Annotated in this window: 14 protein-coding genes; 7 read left to right on the plus strand and 7 right to left on the minus strand. The window is 68.7% G+C overall.

From position 1 onward, the window contains the following. The first annotated feature begins 131 nt into the window (after positions 1–131). Entirely contained in the window at positions 132–1946 is a 1815-nt protein-coding gene (locus KMW22_RS05710) for an ABC transporter ATP-binding protein (protein ID WP_221089071.1), read from the plus strand. 246 nt (positions 1947–2192) lie between these two features. Continuing rightward, positions 2193–2984 (plus strand): DUF937 domain-containing protein, encoded by a 792-nt coding sequence (locus KMW22_RS05715; protein ID WP_221089072.1) that lies wholly within the window; start codon positions 2193–2195, stop codon positions 2982–2984. A gap of 92 nt (positions 2985–3076) precedes the next feature. On the opposite strand, the gene KMW22_RS05720 is transcribed toward KMW22_RS05715, so the two are convergent. The 4 genes from KMW22_RS05720 to KMW22_RS05735 all read right to left on the minus strand — a co-directional run bounded on the left by KMW22_RS05720 (position 3077) and on the right by KMW22_RS05735 (position 6893). Next, positions 3077–3727 carry an FMN-dependent NADH-azoreductase gene (locus KMW22_RS05720; protein WP_221089073.1) on the minus strand — a complete coding sequence of 217 codons (651 nt, stop codon included), beginning with the start codon at positions 3725–3727 and terminating at the stop codon, positions 3077–3079. A gap of 137 nt (positions 3728–3864) precedes the next feature. After that, entirely contained in the window at positions 3865–4818 is a 954-nt protein-coding gene (cysK, locus tag KMW22_RS05725; RefSeq protein ID WP_221089074.1) for a cysteine synthase A, read from the minus strand. Positions 4819–4902: 84 nt separating this feature from the next. After that, the gene (locus tag KMW22_RS05730; RefSeq protein ID WP_221089075.1) at positions 4903–6627 is read right to left on the minus strand and encodes a PRC-barrel domain-containing protein; all 1725 of its coding nucleotides are present in this window, start codon (positions 6625–6627) and stop codon (positions 4903–4905) included. A gap of 128 nt (positions 6628–6755) precedes the next feature. Next, a complete protein-coding gene (locus KMW22_RS05735) occupies positions 6756–6893 on the minus strand; it encodes a hypothetical protein (RefSeq protein ID WP_199188308.1) in 138 nt (45 codons plus the stop codon). Between the two features lie 252 nt (positions 6894–7145). Between KMW22_RS05735 and KMW22_RS05740 the strand changes: the two genes are divergently transcribed. The 3 genes from KMW22_RS05740 (at position 7146) to KMW22_RS05750 (ending at position 9670) form a co-directional block, all read left to right on the plus strand. Beyond that, positions 7146–7922, plus strand: a complete 777-nt coding sequence (locus KMW22_RS05740) for an ATPase (RefSeq protein WP_221089076.1) — start codon at positions 7146–7148, stop codon at positions 7920–7922. After that, on the plus strand, positions 7919–9007 hold the full coding sequence (locus KMW22_RS05745; RefSeq protein WP_221089077.1) for an enolase C-terminal domain-like protein: 1089 nt from the start codon (positions 7919–7921) through the stop codon (positions 9005–9007). The genes KMW22_RS05740 and KMW22_RS05745 overlap by 4 nt, the downstream gene beginning before the upstream one ends. A 396-nt stretch (positions 9008–9403) precedes the next feature. Next, positions 9404–9670, plus strand: a complete 267-nt coding sequence (locus KMW22_RS05750; RefSeq protein WP_221089078.1) for a hypothetical protein — start codon at positions 9404–9406, stop codon at positions 9668–9670. Between the two features lie 204 nt (positions 9671–9874). On the opposite strand, the gene KMW22_RS05755 is transcribed toward KMW22_RS05750, so the two are convergent. Further along, positions 9875–10351, minus strand: coding sequence for a hypothetical protein (locus KMW22_RS05755; RefSeq protein ID WP_328774608.1), 477 nt, complete (start codon positions 10349–10351; stop codon positions 9875–9877). Positions 10352–10463: 112 nt separating this feature from the next. Here KMW22_RS05755 and glgP point away from each other — a divergent pair, with 112 nt between their 5' ends. Next, complete coding sequence (glgP, locus tag KMW22_RS05760) at positions 10464–12980, plus strand: alpha-glucan family phosphorylase (protein ID WP_221089080.1); 2517 nt, start codon at positions 10464–10466, stop codon at positions 12978–12980. Between the two features lie 196 nt (positions 12981–13176). Here the strand turns inward: glgP and mglA are convergent, their stop codons facing one another. Together mglA and mglB are read right to left on the minus strand one after the other, a co-directional pair. Next, positions 13177–13767 (minus strand): GTPase MglA, encoded by a 591-nt coding sequence (gene mglA, locus KMW22_RS05765; protein WP_221089081.1) that lies wholly within the window; start codon positions 13765–13767, stop codon positions 13177–13179. Positions 13768–13796: 29 nt separating this feature from the next. Then, on the minus strand, positions 13797–14282 hold the full coding sequence (gene mglB / locus KMW22_RS05770) for a GTPase-activating protein MglB (protein WP_221089082.1): 486 nt from the start codon (positions 14280–14282) through the stop codon (positions 13797–13799). 186 nt (positions 14283–14468) lie between these two features. Here mglB and KMW22_RS05775 point away from each other — a divergent pair, with 186 nt between their 5' ends. Further along, a complete protein-coding gene (locus tag KMW22_RS05775; protein ID WP_221089249.1) occupies positions 14469–16268 on the plus strand; it encodes a phosphodiester glycosidase family protein in 1800 nt (599 codons plus the stop codon). The last annotated feature ends 53 nt before the right edge of the window (positions 16269–16321 follow it).

Below are 16321 nucleotides of genomic sequence, written 5' to 3' on the forward strand. Positions count from 1 at the left end.
CCCCAGCTTTTTCTGCGCCAGGGGCCGGTTTTTCAACCCAGTAAACTCGCCAGCCTCGAGGCACTTGGCCCGCACCCCACACGCAACCTTGCGCGCGGGGCCGGGGCGCGCTCCCTACACTACGGGCAGTCATGAGCGCCGCTGCCTCTCCGCCCCACCCCACGCTCTGGCGCACGTTTCTCCTGACCCTGCCGGACCTGCTGCGCAGCCAGCCGTGGCTGAGCGGCGGCCTGCTGCTGATGGGCGCGGTGCAGGGCGTGATGCCCGCCGTGACCATTCTGATCGGCCAGTGGACCGTGGACGGCCTGGGCCGCCTGCTCACGGGCGGGTCGGCCAACCTGACCGGGCTGGCCGCCGCCTGGGCCGGCGCCGCGCTGCTGACCCAGATCACCACGGTGCTCACGCAGGTGCTGCAGGGCGCGGCGGCCGATCACTACACCCTGCAGGTCAATCAGCGCCTGATGGCCCGCATGCAGACCCTGGAAGGGCTGGATGTGCTTGAGGACCCGCAGTTTCACGACGACATAGAGGTGCTGCAAGCCGGCGCCTCGCACCGGCCCCTGAATCTGGTGTCGTCCATCGTGTACGGCCTGCGGGGGGTGGTAGCGGCGACCAGCGTGGCGGCCACGCTGCTGGTGATTGGCTGGTGGGTGCCGCTGGTGGTGGTGGCGGGGCTGATGCCGCTGCTGTCGCAACAGATGAAGTTTTACCAGCTGGGCTGGAGCCTCTACATTCAGGGCACCCCGCAGGCCCGTGAGATCAACTATCTGGCACGCGTGGCCCTGCGCCACGAGTACGCCAAGGAGGTTCGCCTGTACGGGCTGGCCGCCGAGTTGCAGGCGCGCAGCCACCGCCTGACCCGCGATTACCTGCAGGTGCTGCGGGCCCAGCGCACCCGGGGCCTGCTGGCCCTGCTGCCTTACGAAGTGCTGTCGCTGGCCGTGACCGCTGGCCTGTTCATCTTCGTGGTGGCGCAGGCCCAGCAGGGGCAGGTGGGCGCGGGCAGCGTGGTGCTGGTCATCACCGCGCTGGCGGCGCTGCGCAGCGAACTCTCTGGCCTGTCTGAAACCCTGTCTACCACCAGCCAACACCTGAGCTGGTTTGCCAAGCTGCACGCCTTCTTGCAGGCCCCGGGCGGCGTGCAGTCGCCGGCCCAGCCCCGGCCCCAGCCCCGCAGCGGCACCCTGCGCCTGGAGAACGTGTCTTTTGCCTACCGGGGCCAGCCGCCCGTGCTGCACGGCCTGAATCTGGTGATCCCTGAGGGCCAGATTGTGGCTATTGTGGGCGAGAACGGCGCCGGCAAGACCACACTGATCAAACTGCTGCTGCGCTACTACGATCCCACCGGGGGCCGGATCGTGGTGGGCGAGGGCCCAGGCGCCACCGACCTGCGTGAGCTGGACCTGAGCAGGTGGCGCGCAGGCATCGCCGCCGTGTTTCAGGATTTTGCCCGCTTTGAGTGGAGCCTGCAGGACAACATTCTTCTGGGCCAGCCGCTGAACGAGGCCAAGCTGAGCGCCGCCGTGCAGGGCAGTGGGCTGGGGGCGGTGCTGGACCGGGTGGGGCCGCTGGAGACCCGGCTGGGCCAGGCGTTCGGGGGCGTGGACCTCTCGGGGGGCCAGTGGCAGAAACTCGCCACCGCCCGCGCCCTGTACCGCGACGCCCGCCTGCTGATTCTGGACGAACCTACGGCGGCCCTGGACCCCCGCAGCGAGGCCGAGGTGTTTGCCACCTTCGCGTCGCTGGCCCAGGGGCGCACCACCCTGCTGGTCACGCACCGCCTGGGCAGCGTGCTGATGGCCGACCGGATTCTGGTGCTGAAGGGGGGCCGCCTGATTGAGGACGGCCCGCACGCCGAGCTGCTGGCCCGGGGCGGTGAATACGCCGAACTCTGGCGCCTGCAGGCCCAGCAGTACCGGCCCCTGGTGCCGGAGGCGACGGCCTGAAGCGGGCGGCGCGTCTTCCGTTCCGTTGAGGGGAGGAAGAGACCCCCCTCAACGTCACGCCAACCGCCCTCTGTCGCGGTCACTCGCGCTGCTCGCCTCACAGGATCTGAACGGTTCACCTTCAGGTCCTGTCGTGACCGCTGTGAGCCCCAGGTACGTCTCAGGGTTTTCTCAACGCGCGCTGCACGCCAAGCTCAGCGGCAGAACCTAGGCTGGAACGCACGTTGGGCCATAAGGAGGCACACCATGATGGACATTCTCAGTCAACTGGGCGGCCTGGGCGGCGCCGGACAGACCCTGGGCCGGCAGCTGGGCACCAGCCCGCAGCAGACCGAAGCGGCCATGGAAGCGGCCCTGCCCCTCCTGCTGGGCGCCCTGACGCGCAACGCCGCGCAGCCCGGCGGCCTGGACACCCTGGGCCGCGCGCTGGACCGCCACGACGGCTCGGCCCTCAGCGCCTTTGGACAGGGGCAGATGCCCGACATGACCGACGGCCAGAAGATTCTGGGCCACGTGTTTGGCGGCCAGCAGACCCAGGCCGCGCAGGCGGTGGGCCGCCGCGCAGGGATTGATCCGCAACTCGCCATGCAGCTGCTGACCATGCTCGCGCCGCTGGTGCTGGGCTACCTCAGCCGGCAGCGCCAGGGGCAGGGCGGCGGAGGCTTTCCTGGCCAGGGGGGCGCGTTCCCCGGGCAGGGCGGGGCTTTCCCCGGCCAGGGTGGCGGCGCCGATCTGGGCAGCATTCTGGGCGGGCTGCTGGGCGGCGCGGGCGGCGGCCTGGGCAACATCCTGGGGGGGATGCTGGGGGGCGCCCCGGCCCAGCCCATGCCGCGCCAGCCTGACCCCTACACCCAGGGCGGCAGCGTGCTGGGCGGTGGCCCCGTGGTTCCGGGCTACCCCAGCCCGGCCTCGCCGCAGGGTCAGGCCCAGAGGGGCGGCGGTGACCTGTTTGGCACCCTGAACCGCGCCCTGGACCGTGACGGCGACGGCGGCGCCCTGGATGACCTGATCGGGATGTTCGGCGGCGGCCGGCGCTAAAACGATCAGGCGCGGTTCGCTTTAACGCGCCCCAACACGCAAAGAAGCCCTCCCGGACGCCACTGGTCCGGGAGGGCTTTGCTGTGGGGGGCTCAGGCCGGTTGTAGGGCCTTGGCTGCCAGTTGCTGGGCCAGAGCGCGGGCGCGCTCAGCGGCTTCGGCCATGATCTCTTCGCTGCGGCCGGGGTCGAAGTTCAGGCCCTCGGCGAACACCGTTTCCACGTCGGTCACCCCCAGGAAGCCCAGGAAGGCGCGCAGGTGGCTGGCTGAATGTTCCATGGCGCTGGCCTCAGGGGCGCTCCAGAAGCCGCCGCGCGTCTCCAAGATCACGGCCTGCTTGCCGGTCGCCAGGCCTATGGGGCCCTGCGGACCGTAACGGAAGGTCTTGCCCGCCACCGCCACGGCGTCCATGTACGCCTTGACCATGGGGGGGTAGCCAAAGTTCCACATGGGGGCGGCGAACACCAGCAGGTCGGTGTCCAGGAACTGGTCCACCAGTTCGCCCAGGCGAGCTACCTTCTGCGCCTCGTGGGGCAACAGGTCTTCCTGCCGCGCCAGCTTGCCCCAGCCGGTCATCACATCGGCGTCAATGAAGGGAATCTCGGCCGAGTACAGGTCCAGGGCCGTCACCTGCGCCCCCGGGTGAGCGGCCACGTAGGCCTCGACAAAGTGCTGCCCCAGCTGGCGCGAGGTCGATTCCGCCAGCGGTTTGGGATTGCCCTGAACAAACAAGACTTTGGTCATGATGTGCCCCCCAGAAACAAGTGGGCGCCTGCGTGACGCCTCTGCTGTGTCACACCATAATTCCTTCCGGTTTATTTTATCAACTTGAGTGAATCGCCCAGGCCTTTAAGGTTTGAGGCAAGGCAGCTTCTCTGCGCTTAGCCCACCAAGTCCCGTGACCGGGGCTGGTAGCCCGGGGGCGTATCTTCCTGGCCGGCAAAGAGGCTGGTGGTGAGGTAGCGGGCACCCGTGTCGCAGGCGATGGTTGCCACGCGCTTGCCGGGCCCCAGGCGCCGGGCCACCTCCAGCGCGGCCCAGACCATCGCGCCGCTGCTCATGCCCACGAACACGCCTTCCTCGCGTGCCAGCCGCCGGGCCAGGGGGTAGGCGTCCTCTTCCCAGACCTCCATCACCTCGTCAATGACCGAGCGGTCCAGGTTGTCGGGGATAAAGCCGGGGCCCATGCCCTGAAAGCCGTGGCTGCCCATCACGCCGCCGCTGAGCACGTTGCTGCGCGCAGGCTCGCAGGCGATCACCTGCACGGCCGGGTTCTGCCTTTTTAGAAAGCGCCCCACCCCGCTGATGGTGCCGCCGGTGCCGCTGCCGTACACGAAAGCGTCAATGCGGCCGTCCATCTGCGCCCACAGTTCGGGGCCGGTGGTGCGCTCGTGGGTGGCGGGGTTGGCGGGATTGGCAAACTGGTTCATCATGACGGCGCCGCTTCGATGCACGATCTTCTCGGCCTCTTCAATGGCGGCCAGCATCCGGCGGGCTGGGTCGGTCAGGACCAGTTCGGCGCCGTAGGCCACCAGGGTACGTTTGCGCTCCTCGCTCATGCTGGCGGGCATGCACAGGATCAGCTTGTAGCCCTTGGCTGCCGCCACCTGCGCCAGCCCAATGCCAGTGTTGCCGCTGGTGGGTTCCACAATGGTGCCGCCGGGCTTCAGCACGCCCCGGCGCTCGGCGTCCTCCACCAGCCCCAGGGCGGTGCGGTCCTTGATGCTGCCGCCGGGGTTCTGGCCCTCCAGTTTCACGAACACCTCGGCCATGCCGCTCTCCGTGACGCGCTGCAGTTGCAGCAGCGGGGTCTGACCGATCAGTGCCTGAATCATGGGCCCCAGGATAGGCCGCGCCCGGCCCCCACAGGTGGGGCCGCCCCCACACAAAGCAGGAGCGGCCCGGGATGCAGGAAGGATTTACAGGGGACGTTCGGTGCGGTTCGGGTCCGTCTGTGGCTGTGTGGTCTGTGTGGTCTGGGGCTGGGTGGCCTGGGTCTGGGTCGCCTGACCCTGGGCAGGCTGGGTGACCTGGGGCTGGCCGGGCACCGCAGGCTCGGGCTGGCTCTCCAGCGCCGCTTCGCCGTGGGCTTCCGGGCGGCTGGCGAGGGGGTCCAGGTGCGGCTCGTCCTTGCTGACACTGCTCACCAGGATGTCCAGCACGTCGCCGTCGCGCGCGGCCTGCACCGCCTTGTGGGTCACGATTTCGCCAATGTTCAGGATGATCGAGTCGTCAGGGGCCAGGATCACGCGGGTGACCGGGCGGCCCAGGGCGTCGCGCACCCGCTGTTCCATGGCGTCCTGCTGGCGCTGTTCCAGGGCGCCCTCGGCCTGCTCGCGCTTGTCGCCCAGCCACGCCTTGGCGCGGTCAATCAGGCTGCCCGCGCTTTCGGTCACGCTGGCCAGCCCGCTGCTGGCGGGGGCAGCCGCCGCGTGCACCGCGCTGCCGGTGGTGGCCGCAATCAGGGCGCTTTCCACACCCACATGGCGGGCACGGTCGGCAATGGCCGGAGTCACGATCTGGCCGGTGGCCGCCACGATGCTGCCACCCGGGGCGCGCACGTCGGTCTTCACCCGGCGCCCAATGGCCGCTTCCACCGAGTTGGGGTCGGCCTGCTGGCGCTCGCGGTAGCTCTGCACGCCTTCCTGAATGGCGCCGCCCGTGGCTGCTGCGGTCAGGGCCGCCAGACGGCCGGTCTGCTCGGCGCGGTCGGCCTGGTGGCTGGTGATCACGGCGCCAGCCGGCACAATCACTTCGCCGGCATCGGTGCTGATTTCGCTGCGGGCGGTCTTGCCCACCACGTAGGCCTTCTGGCGCTCGGCGGTGGCGTTCTTCACATCCTCGTAGGTGTCCTGCACGCGCTCGCGGGCGCTGCCGTAGGCGTCGGCCAGCACGCCCCCGGTGGCGGCAGTGGCCAGCGCGGTCAGCTTGCCAGCGGCGTCGGCGGCCTCGGCGTGGGCTTCAGTAATCGTCTCACCCTTGGCGACCAGCAGGCGGCCGTCCTCGTCGGTGATGTCGCCGCCCGCCGTCTTGCCCACCACGAATTCCTTCTGGCGCTCCTTGGTGGCGTCGGCAATGTTCTCGTACGCGCCCTTGATGCTCTGCCCAGCCGAGGCCAGCGCGCCCTTGAGGCCGCCGTCTTCCTGCTCCTGCATGGCCTGGGCCACGGCCGGCGGCACCAGCGCGGTGTCCACGCCAATCTGCACCTGTTCAGGCGCCGGCACAAAGGTGCGCCCGCTGCTCAGATCGGCAAACAGGCCGCCCGTGGCTTCGTAGCCCTCCACGCGGCCGGTGTGGTCATCGAAAAACACGTCGGCAATCTTGCCCAGGTTCTGGCCGTCGGTGGTCAGCAGGGTCAGGCCCACGAGGCTGACTTTGCTGTCCAGGGCGTCTTTCAGGCGGCCGTCCTCGCGGGTGGTGGTCACATCGTCGGGGGTGCCGATCATGATGGCGTCCTCGCCGATGCTGCGAATGCGCTCGAAGGGCACCACCTTGGCGGCGCTGAACCAGCCACCCTCGTCCACCAGCAGCCCCAGCACCTGATTGGCCTGATGGTCAAAAATCACGTCGTGAACGCGGTCGATGCGCTCGCCGCTGCCCACAGCGACAATCGGGCGACCCAGCAGATCCTTGCCTTTAATCATGCAGCACGCTCCAGAAAGGGAAACAAGAGAGGGAAAGGGGGAGCAGGGCCTGTTTCAGCCCCGCACCGGCACGGCCAGGCCGGGCTGCCGCCTTGCACCTTCAGGCGGAGATCCGGCCCCAGCCCGCCTCAGATAAAGCCGAGATCCAGCAGCCCCTGGGGCTTGAGGTAGAAGAAATACAGCAGCAGGAACAGCACCAGCAGGATGAGCACGATCAGCAGCACGCGTCCGCCGCCGCCGCCGGAATTGCCTTTTAATCGGGTCATAGGGCCTCCATCAGGCAGTGTAAGAAGGCGTGAGCGCCCGGCGCCATGTCTTTGCCGTTACCGCCGCTTGACCCATTCTTGGGCTCCTCTTTAATGACCTTCAGGTTTCATAAGAAGGTAAGCGGGCGCGCGGTTTGAAAACACTGTTCCACCCCCGCCAGAAGCCCAACAGCGAGGGCGGGCCCACGGCCAGGGCCAGTCGGCTGGACGGCGGCCCGCAGGGTGCCCAGACCAGGGCGTACTCTCGGGGCCATGAGTGCTGCTTTGGCGTTTTTGAGGGCTGCCCCTCCCCTACCCGGCCCCGGTGAGCGCCCGCTGGCCGCGTGGCCCCTGACCGTGCTGGTGGGGGTGACCGGCGTGGGCAAAAGCACCGCACTGGCGGCCCTGCAAGGACTGGGCAGCGGCGTGCAGGTATTGCCCGACCGGCGCGAGGTCACCGACGCGGTGGTGATCGGGCCGCTGGCGGGCGGCCCAGTGCGTGACCGGGAAGAGCGCTTTGCCCTGACGGCCCGCTACCGCGAGACGCATCCGGGCGGTATGGCCCAGGCGCTGGGTTCCCTGGTGGCGGACACGGCACACTGGACCGGCCCTCTGGTGTTCGACGGCCTGCGCGGGCTGGACGAGGTGCAGTACGCGGCGCAGACCTTCCCGGCGTGGCGTTTTGTGGCGCTGGGGGCGCCGGACCGCGTGCGGGTGGAGCGCCTGCTGGGCCGCGCCGACGCCTTTGATCAGGTGGCTGCGGCGGGCAGCGGCCAGAACCTGCGCGCCGAGCTGGCGGCCCTGCCCGGCGCGGCGCAGGTGTTCTCGGCCGCCGAACTGGACACGCTGGCGGCCCAGGGCCACGCCCCGGCCGACCTTCTGGCCAAGACGAAGATTGTCCTCAGCGAGCGCCGCCATTACGACCCAGCCGCCGCCGAGGCCTTTTTGCGCACCCTGCCCCCCACGCGGGCGCTGGTGCTGGACACCCACCGCCTCGCCCCGGCCGAGGTGGCGGCGGCCATTCAGAACTGGGCGGGTGAGGCGCCATGAGCGCGCCCACGGTGGCCCGGGTGCAGGCGGTGCCCTACCGCCTGCCGCTGACCTCGGCGCTGGCCTGGGGGGCGCATTCGGCCCTCAGCGCCGCTGAGCACGTGCTGGTGCAGGTCACCCTGTCTGACGGCACGGTGGGCGTGGCCGAAGCCACCCCAAGGCCTAGCATCTACGGCGAAACCCCCGTCAGTGTGGTGGCGATTCTGGCGCACCTGGAGGGCGGGCTGCTGGGTCTGCCAGTGACCGACGAAGCCGCCCTGAACCGCATACGAAACAGCGTGGCGAACAACCACACGGCGCGCGGCGCCCTGGACATGGCCCTGCACGACGCCCGCGCCCGTGCCCAGGGCCAGAGCCTCTTTGACACGCTGCTGGGCCCCAACACCCAGGTGCGCGTGAGTTTCATCCTGGGTATCGCCCCGCCCGCCGAGATGCTGGCCGAGGCGCGCCGGGTGGTCACGGCGGGCGTGCGCTGCCTGAAGGTAAAGGTGGGGCGCGACCACGCCCGCGACCTGGCCGTGATTGCGGCGCTGCGCCAGGAATTTGGGGCCGACGTACAGCTGTATGCCGACAGCAACGAAACCCTGACCCCAGACACAGCCCCCGCTGCCCTGGACGCCATGCGCGAGGCGGGGCTGCTGTACGTGGAAGAGCCGCTGCCGGCCCGCGCGCTGCGTGCCCGCGCCGCGCTGCACGCCCAGGGCCGCCTGCCCATCGTGGCCGACGATTCCTGCTTTACCCCCGCCGACCTGGAACGCGAACTGGATTTTGATACGTTTGACGTGCTGAACGTGAAAACCGCCCGCAACGGCTTTACCGATGGACTGGCCATGCTGCGCCGCGCGGCGGCAGCAGGCAAACGCGGCATGGTGGGCTCGCAGGCCAGCACCGGCCTGGGCACCCTGCACGCTGCGCTGCTGGCCACCCAGAGCGAGGTCACCGAGCCCTGTGAACTCAGCTTTGTGTTGAAACTGCAAGACGACCTCCTGAACCAGCCCATCGTCTTCCAGAACGGCTGGCTGGACGTGGCGGCCCTGCGCCATCACGCCCTGGACCCAGACAAGGTGGCCCGCTACCGGCTGTGAATGGAGGCGGGGGGAAAACAGCGGGGGTCGGGCGGAATTCAATGGATGCCACACCCGTCCGGGCCACCCGATGGCCCCCTCACCCTTCCGTCGCTCTGCTCCTCCCTCCCTCTCCCACAAGGGGAGAGGGGAAAACGGAAAGCGATCTCGAGAGAAGCCGGTCACTTTCATCCCGTCTCAAGCGGCCTTTCAGGGGCGGCTTGTCTTCTTAGGCCGGTAGGTGCCCCGCACCGCACCGAACTCCACCCTGGGCCTCGAAGTCACTCCCCCAGCACCGCTTCCTCTGCATCACCCATCAACCTTCAACCATCACCCTCCCCCCCTTCTTGTCTAGACGCTGACCCTTTCTCGGACAAAGGTCATACGCTTGTCAGAAACGGCAGACAATAATGAGGCATGGATCAAGAGATGTTAAACGCCCTGCTGCTGCCGCTGATGTTCAGCATGATTGGGGGCACCTTTGTCTTTCTGTACCGCCCCGAACAGCGCGCGCAGGGCCTGCTGATCCTGACCCTGTTTCAACTGGTGGGCGCGGCCGGCTACGCCATGAAGCCCACGCTGGAACTGTTCGCCCTGCTGTGCGTGCACGCCCTGACCGTGCTGGTGCTGCTGACCCGCCACCTGCAGGCGCCGCTGCCTGTGGCGCAACCCGAACGAAAATAATCCCGCTTTCAAGAAGTTCCGGCAGACTTGCCGGAATTTTTTTGTTTCGAGAGCTTTAGAGAGATACACCGGGCCGGACCCCAGAGAAAATATGAAGGCGGATTCTCGGAAGTGGAGCGAGGAGAAGAGCAACGATCAGGGCCCCGTGCGGCCCGCAGCAGATGCCTAGCCGCGTGCGTTGCAATGGCGCCTCCCCGTCCACCCTCAACCCGGAGGACGCAACAGGAGACGCATCGCCGCTTCCATGCCGCGCAGCACAGGCGGGCTGCGCAGGCAGCTCACCAGAGCCCGTTCGGCGGCGTGCTCACTGCCGCCCAGGGCCCCCTGCAGGGCCTCGCGAACCGGGGGGTGCCACTGCCCCGCCTGGGTCAGCAGCAGGCGGTCGAGCAGATCAGCCACCGGCAAGCTCTGGCCCGGACGGTCCCCGGGCCACCACGTCTGCAACTGCGGCTGGCCCAGGCGGTCCAGGGTGACTTCGGCGCGCAGGGGCGTGCCAGAGCGGCGCGCCACCTGTTCCAGGGTGGGCAGCAGGGCCCCCATCAGATTCAGGGCGAGGCTGCGGCCCAGCAGGGTCAGGCGGGGTGGGTCCTGCGCGCTGACCTGCAGGGTCTGGGTCAGGCGCCGGGCCAGGCGGTCACCCTCGGCCAGCAAGGCGAGGCGCACCTCATCGGAAAAGGTCACAGCCGCCATGCTGCCACGAAACGGCGCCCAGCCCACCCCCCCAGCGCCGTACAGACGAGGCCCAGGCAGCGCGAACCCAGGCCAAAGGGCCGTCGTGTAAGCTCAGGGTTGTATGAACGTCATTGGTAAAGTCACGGTGCTGCCTCAGCTGCCGGCCCAGATCGCGCGGCTGTCAGAACTCGCTTATAACCTCTACTGGTCGTGGACCCCGCACGCGCAGGACCTGTACCGGGACCTGGATCAGGCCATTTGGGAGCGCTTCCAGCGCAACCCGGTGCGCACACTGCTGGAAGTGCCGCAGGCCCGCCTGCAGGCCGTGGCCGCCGACCCTGCCTATCTGGCCCGTTACACGCAGGTGATGGCCGAGTTCGACGCCTACATGGGCAAAAAAGACACCTGGGCCAGCAAGAACGCGCCCGGCATGAAGCCCGTGGCGTACTTCAGCATGGAATACGCCTTCCATGAGTCGCTGCCCATCTACTCGGGCGGCCTGGGCGTGCTGGCGGGCGACCACTGCAAAAGTGCTTCGGACCTGGGGATCTCCTTTACGGCCGTGGGCATGCTGTTTCACCAGGGCTACTTCCGGCAGCTGTTCGACAAGGACGGCTGGCAGACCGAGGCCTACGACGAGCTGGACCTGACCACCCTGCCCATCACCCCGGCCCAGACGCCTTCGGGTGAGGACGCCCGGGTGAAGGTGCGCATTGGCGAGCGCGACGTGCACGTGCGCGTGTGGAACCTGAACGTGGGCCGCATTCGCGTGCTGCTGCTGGACAGCAACGTCCCCGAAAACAGCGAGGACGACCGCAAGCTGACTGCCCGCCTGTACGGCGGCAACCAGGAACTGCGCGTGCAGCAGTATGTGCTGCTGGGCGTGGCGGGCATTCGCGCGCTGCGCCTGCTGGGCATTCCCGGCGAGGTCTACCACATGAACGAGGGCCACGCCGCCCTGCTGAGCCTAGAGCGCATCCGCGAGCAGGTGGCCCAGGGGCTGGACTTCCGCACGGCGGTGGAAACCGTGGCGGCCAGCACGCTGTTTACCACCCACACCCCGGTCCCGGCCGGCAACGACGCCTTTGGCTACGACCTGATGGACCGTTACCTGGGCAAGTGGCCGGGCCTGCTGAACACCAGCCGCGACGACCTGTACGCCCTGGCCCGCCACGACCAGATGTGGGACGGCCACCTGGTCCCCACCTTCTCCATGACCGTGTTCGCCCTGAACATGAGCCGCGCGGCCAACGGGGTCTCCGAACTGCACGGCGAGGTCAGCCGCGACATGTGGAAGTTCCTGTACGAGGGCGCCGAGGCAGAAGAAGTGCCGATTGGGCACGTGACGAACGGCGCGCACAACCTCACCTTCACCAGTCAGGCCATGCGCGACCTGCTGTCCACCGTGCTGCCCGCCGACTGGACCGAGCGCCTGGAAGACGAGGCGATGTGGCAGGCCGTGGAGAAGCTGACCGATGAGCAGCTGCGCGGCGTGCAGCGCGAGATGAAGCGCGAGATGATCACGTTTGTGCGCGCCCGGGTGCGCGAGCAGAAGCTGCGCAACGGGGCCTCGGCCGCCGAGGTGGCCGCTGCGGGCACCCTGCTGGACGAGAACACCCTGACCATCGGCTTTGCGCGGCGCTTTGCCACCTACAAGCGCGCCACGCTGCTGTTCCGCGACAAGGAGCGCCTCTCGCGCATTGTGAACCACCCCGAGCGCCCGGTGCAGTTTGTGTTCGCAGGCAAGGCCCACCCCGCCGACAACCCCGGCAAGGCCTTTATCCAGGAGATCTACCGCGTCAGCCAGGAACCGGAGTTCCGGGGCAAGATCGTGATTCTGGAAAACTACGACATGAATGTGGCCCGCCACCTCGTGCAGGGCGTGGACATCTGGCTGAACAACCCCCGCCGCCCGCTGGAGGCGTCCGGCACCAGCGGCATGAAGGCCAGCTTCAACGGCAGCCCCAACCTCTCCATTCTGGACGGCTGGTGGCGCGAAGGCTATGACGGCACCAACGGCTGGCCCATTGGCGAGGAGCGCGAGTACGCTGACCTGCAGGTGCAGGACGACGCCGACGCCTACTCCATGTACCAGACGCTGGAGCAGGACATCACGCCGCGCTACTACGGCGCCCAGACCGGCGAGGACTCCTGGGCCGACACGGTGCGCCGCGCCATTCAGACGGTCAGCCCGCGCTTTTCCATGCAGCGGCAGGTCATTGACTACACGCAGAAGTACTACCTGCCCATTGCCCAGCGCGGCGCGCAGCTGGCCGCCAGCAGCAGCGCCCGCGCCCGCGAGATCGCCAGCTGGAAGGGCTGGGTGCGCCAGCAGTGGAACTACACCACCCTGACCGCCCAGGCGCAGCTGCCCGCCTCCACCCACCCCGGCCAGACGGTGCCTGTGCGCGCCCAGGTGAACCCGGCCGGCATCAACCTGAACGAACTGCGCGTGGAGGCGGTGCTCAAGCGCGGCGAGCACCTGACCCGCGTGCCCCTGAAGAGCCACGGCGACGGCACCTTCAGCGCCGACGTGCCCCTGAACGACAGCGGCCTGTACTCGGTCGGCGTGCGCATGCTGCCGGTCATTGACGGCCTGAGCAACGACCTCGAAGCCGGCCTGATCAAGTGGGCGTAAAGGAATAAGTGCCAGAGCCCCCGGGAGCGGTTGCGCGCCGGGGGCTTTTTGTTGGGCCATGAGCCATGGGCTCTGGGCCATGAGGAACGGCAGGGGGCGGGGCGGGCTTTTCCCCCTTGGTTTTTGCCATCTGCCATAAGCCATGGGCCATGAGCCGGGGTCTCCCCCACAGCCCATGGCCCAGAGCCCTTACCCCTTACTTGTTCTGCGACAGGCGCTCCAGCACCAGACGGCTGACCGTCTTCAGGGTCTCGAACACGCCCACGCCCTTGTCGGACATGGCCTCGAAGACCTGCAGTTCCTGCTTGGGGTCAATTACGGCGCGGATCATGGAGGTCGGCAGGGCGTCGGGGAGGTCGCGCTTGTTGATCTGCAGCACGATGGGCACGTCGCGCACGTCAATGCCGTGTTCCTGCAGGTTCTCGCGCAGGTTGCGCATGCTCTCGGCGTTGGCGCGCAGGCGGTTGGGGGCGCTGTCGGCCACGAACACGATGCCGTCCACGCCGCGCAGAATCAGCTTGCGGCTGGCGTTGTAGAACACCTGCCCCGGCACGGTGTACAGGTGAAAGCGGGTCTTGAAGCCCTGCACCGAGCCCAGGTCCAGCGGCAGGAAGTCGAAGAACAGCGTGCGCTCGTCTTCGGTGGCCAGACTGACCATCTCGCCGCGCAGGTGCCCGGGCACCTTGGAAAACACGTGCTTGAGGTTGGTGGTCTTGCCGCTCATGCCGGGGCCGTAGTACACGATCTTGCAGTTAATTTCACGCGCCGCGAAGTTGATGGTGCTCATGGGTGTCCTCCTGAAGTGTGCGCGCGGCCTTAACCGAGCAGGTCGTCGAGCAGGGACGCCGCACCCTGGCTGAAGTCGTCATTCAGTTGCACGGGAGGCAGGTCCTTGAGTTCGTCGAGGATCGCCGCGATCTGCGCGATGGTCTTCTTGGCGTACACCTTCACCTTGCCCAGCGGCACGGAGGCGTCGAAAATCAGCGTGAGCAGCGAATCGGTGCCGACCGATTCCACGTACAGGGTGCCGTTTTCACCCTGGTGAATCTGCTCGCTGAAGGTGCGCTCGCCCAGCATGTTCGCCAGCGCGGCGGTGGCGGCGGCGTTGCTGGCCACCAGCGTCGCCACACTGTCCAGCGCCGGGGGGCGGGGGGCCCACAGCGCTTCTTTGTGTGAAAGCACGAACCCCTTGCGGTCCACCAGCAGGCCGTAGCGCACGCCCGTGGTTTCCAGGAGCTCCTGAATATGCTGATCCACGCGCTCAAACGCGTCGCCGTAGAGTGCCAGGGTGGGTTCGATCATATGCCCGTCAGTGTAAGGGCGTTTTTCATACAAGAGCCTGACTGAAGGTGAGGGCGCTTCCGGTCCCCCGGACAGGACCACCCAGCCCCTCTGCCCCAAGCTGACGAAGGGCTCACCCACGCGCGCAGGCGCGGCACTACACTCGCCCGCGTGACGGTCAAGCGCAGGCGCGGCAATCGGCAGTTCATGGCCCTGGCACTGCTGGGCGCCCTTCTGGGCGGGGCGGCGGGCGCGCGCCCGGTGGCCATTGGGGGCCTGGTGCAGGGCAGCGCCGTGGACACCCGGCAGTTTGCCGGCGGCGAGGCCCTGGCCCTCTGGACGCTGCCCCGGCTGGGCGTGGCGGTGCGCAACGATCCCCAGGACGTGCGGCTGCAGTACGGCGCCCGCGAGTTGCGCTACGCCCCGGCCACCGGCTGGCGGGCGGTGGGCTTCTCGCTTCCCCAGAAGTTGCCGCTGCCTGAACTGGCGGGCGGCAGCCTGTACGTGCCGCTGGCCGCCCTCACCGCCCTGGGGGTGCCGGTGCTGGCCGATACGCCGGGCCTGCTGGACTTTGCCGCCCCCGCCAGCGTACCCGCCGACACGCTGCCGCCCTCGCCAGTGACGCCGGCCCCGGCGCCTGTGCCCCCAGCGCCTGCACCGGCCCCCAGCCCAACCCCCCAGCCCCCCGCCGCGCTGGACACGCAGCTGTCCACCGTGCGCGTCAGCCGCACCCTGCACCGCACCGTGGAAGTGCAGCGGGTGGTGCTGGAACTCACGGGGCCAGCGGCGCACACCCTCACGCGCGAGGCGCACGGCCTGAGCATCACGCTGCCCGGCGTGGGGGCGCAGCCGGGCACGCAGACGCTGCCTTCGGGCGACACCCTGAGCATCACCGCCGGGCCCACCGGCAGCGCCGTGTACCTGGGCACGAACGGCGGGCGCAGCGAGGTCTTTACCCTGGCCGATCCGCCGCGCATCGTGGTGGACACGACCACCTACACCGATAACCGCGTGCCGCCCCCCGTGAACCCCGACGCCCTGCCTGAGGGCGTGACCTACCGCGCCACGGGCAAACTGCACCTGTTGAGCTTCGATCCGGCGCTGTACGTTCCGCGCGTGGTCACAGCGCCCGCCGGCCGGGCCAGCGGCGTGGCCGATCTGGTGCGCTCGGTGGGGGGGGTGGCCGGGGTCAACGGCGGGTACTTTGACCCCGCCAGCAACCTGCCGGTGGATCTGGTGGCGGTAGGCGGGCTGATGACGGCCCCCAGCCTGGAAAAGCGCGCCACCCTGGGCTTTACCGCGCAGGGCGAGACGCTCTTCGGCTACCCCAAGCCCCGCTACGTGCTGTCGGGCCCCGGCTACAGCGTGACCGTGAATAGCGTGCGCAGCAGGCCCGACGCCGCCCTACTCACCGCCTTTGTGGGCGACGGCAGCACCCGCGTGGGCGCCGACACCCTGACCACCGTGCACGTCACCCCCGGGAGCACCACCGTGGCCCGCGCTGTCACCGGGGTGCATGTGCCCCCGGTGGGCACCCTGGCCTTCACCTTTGACCCCGCCCGTTTTCCGCAATTGCCCCAGGCGGCCGGCGCGCCCCTGACGGTCAGCCTGAACTGGCGCGCCACAGACGCCCCCTGGGACAGCGCCCAGGACGCGCTGAGCGCCGGGCCGCTGCTGGTGCAGGGCGGGCGCGTGGCCCTGAACCCGGCGCGCGAGGGCTTTAACACTGCCACCAACGTCTGGCGCCCCACCCGGCAGGTGGCCCTGGGCACCCTGGGCGGGCAGCCCACCGTGGCCTACTTTGAGCACGGCACCCCCGAAGCGTTTGCAGCGGCCCTGGCCGGCGCGGGCGTGCGCGACGCGGTGCGCCTGGACAGTGGCAGCAGTTCGTCGGCCTATCTGGTGGGGGGTTACGCGGGTCTGGGCGGCTACCTGAACACGGTCTGGAGCCGCCCAGTGCCCAACGCGGTGGTGTTCGTGCCGCGCTCGGCCTCGGCGCGCAAGTAATATGGCTTCCGAAAAATTCCGTCAGGTATGACGGAATTTTTTCGACCGGAGGG

Source organism: Deinococcus aquaedulcis (assembly GCF_019693445.1).
Lineage (GTDB): Bacteria > Deinococcota > Deinococci > Deinococcales > Deinococcaceae > Deinococcus > Deinococcus aquaedulcis.

Coding starts and splice junctions, on each gene's coding strand:
- KMW22_RS05710 (WP_221089071.1), top strand. CDS start 132: ATGAGCGCCGCTGCCTCTCCGCCCCACCCCACGCTCTGGCGCACGTTT.
- KMW22_RS05715 (WP_221089072.1), top strand. CDS start 2,193: ATGATGGACATTCTCAGTCAACTGGGCGGCCTGGGCGGCGCCGGACAG.
- KMW22_RS05720 (WP_221089073.1), bottom strand. CDS start 3,727: ATGACCAAAGTCTTGTTTGTTCAGGGCAATCCCAAACCGCTGGCGGAA.
- cysK (WP_221089074.1), bottom strand. CDS start 4,818: ATGATTCAGGCACTGATCGGTCAGACCCCGCTGCTGCAACTGCAGCGC.
- KMW22_RS05730 (WP_221089075.1), bottom strand. CDS start 6,627: ATGATTAAAGGCAAGGATCTGCTGGGTCGCCCGATTGTCGCTGTGGGC.
- KMW22_RS05735 (WP_199188308.1), bottom strand. CDS start 6,893: ATGACCCGATTAAAAGGCAATTCCGGCGGCGGCGGCGGACGCGTGCTG.
- KMW22_RS05740 (WP_221089076.1), top strand. CDS start 7,146: ATGAGTGCTGCTTTGGCGTTTTTGAGGGCTGCCCCTCCCCTACCCGGC.
- KMW22_RS05745 (WP_221089077.1), top strand. CDS start 7,919: ATGAGCGCGCCCACGGTGGCCCGGGTGCAGGCGGTGCCCTACCGCCTG.
- KMW22_RS05750 (WP_221089078.1), top strand. CDS start 9,404: ATGGATCAAGAGATGTTAAACGCCCTGCTGCTGCCGCTGATGTTCAGC.
- glgP (WP_221089080.1), top strand. CDS start 10,464: ATGAACGTCATTGGTAAAGTCACGGTGCTGCCTCAGCTGCCGGCCCAG.
- mglA (WP_221089081.1), bottom strand. CDS start 13,767: ATGAGCACCATCAACTTCGCGGCGCGTGAAATTAACTGCAAGATCGTG.
- mglB (WP_221089082.1), bottom strand. CDS start 14,282: ATGATCGAACCCACCCTGGCACTCTACGGCGACGCGTTTGAGCGCGTG.
- KMW22_RS05775 (WP_221089249.1), top strand. CDS start 14,469: ATGGCCCTGGCACTGCTGGGCGCCCTTCTGGGCGGGGCGGCGGGCGCG.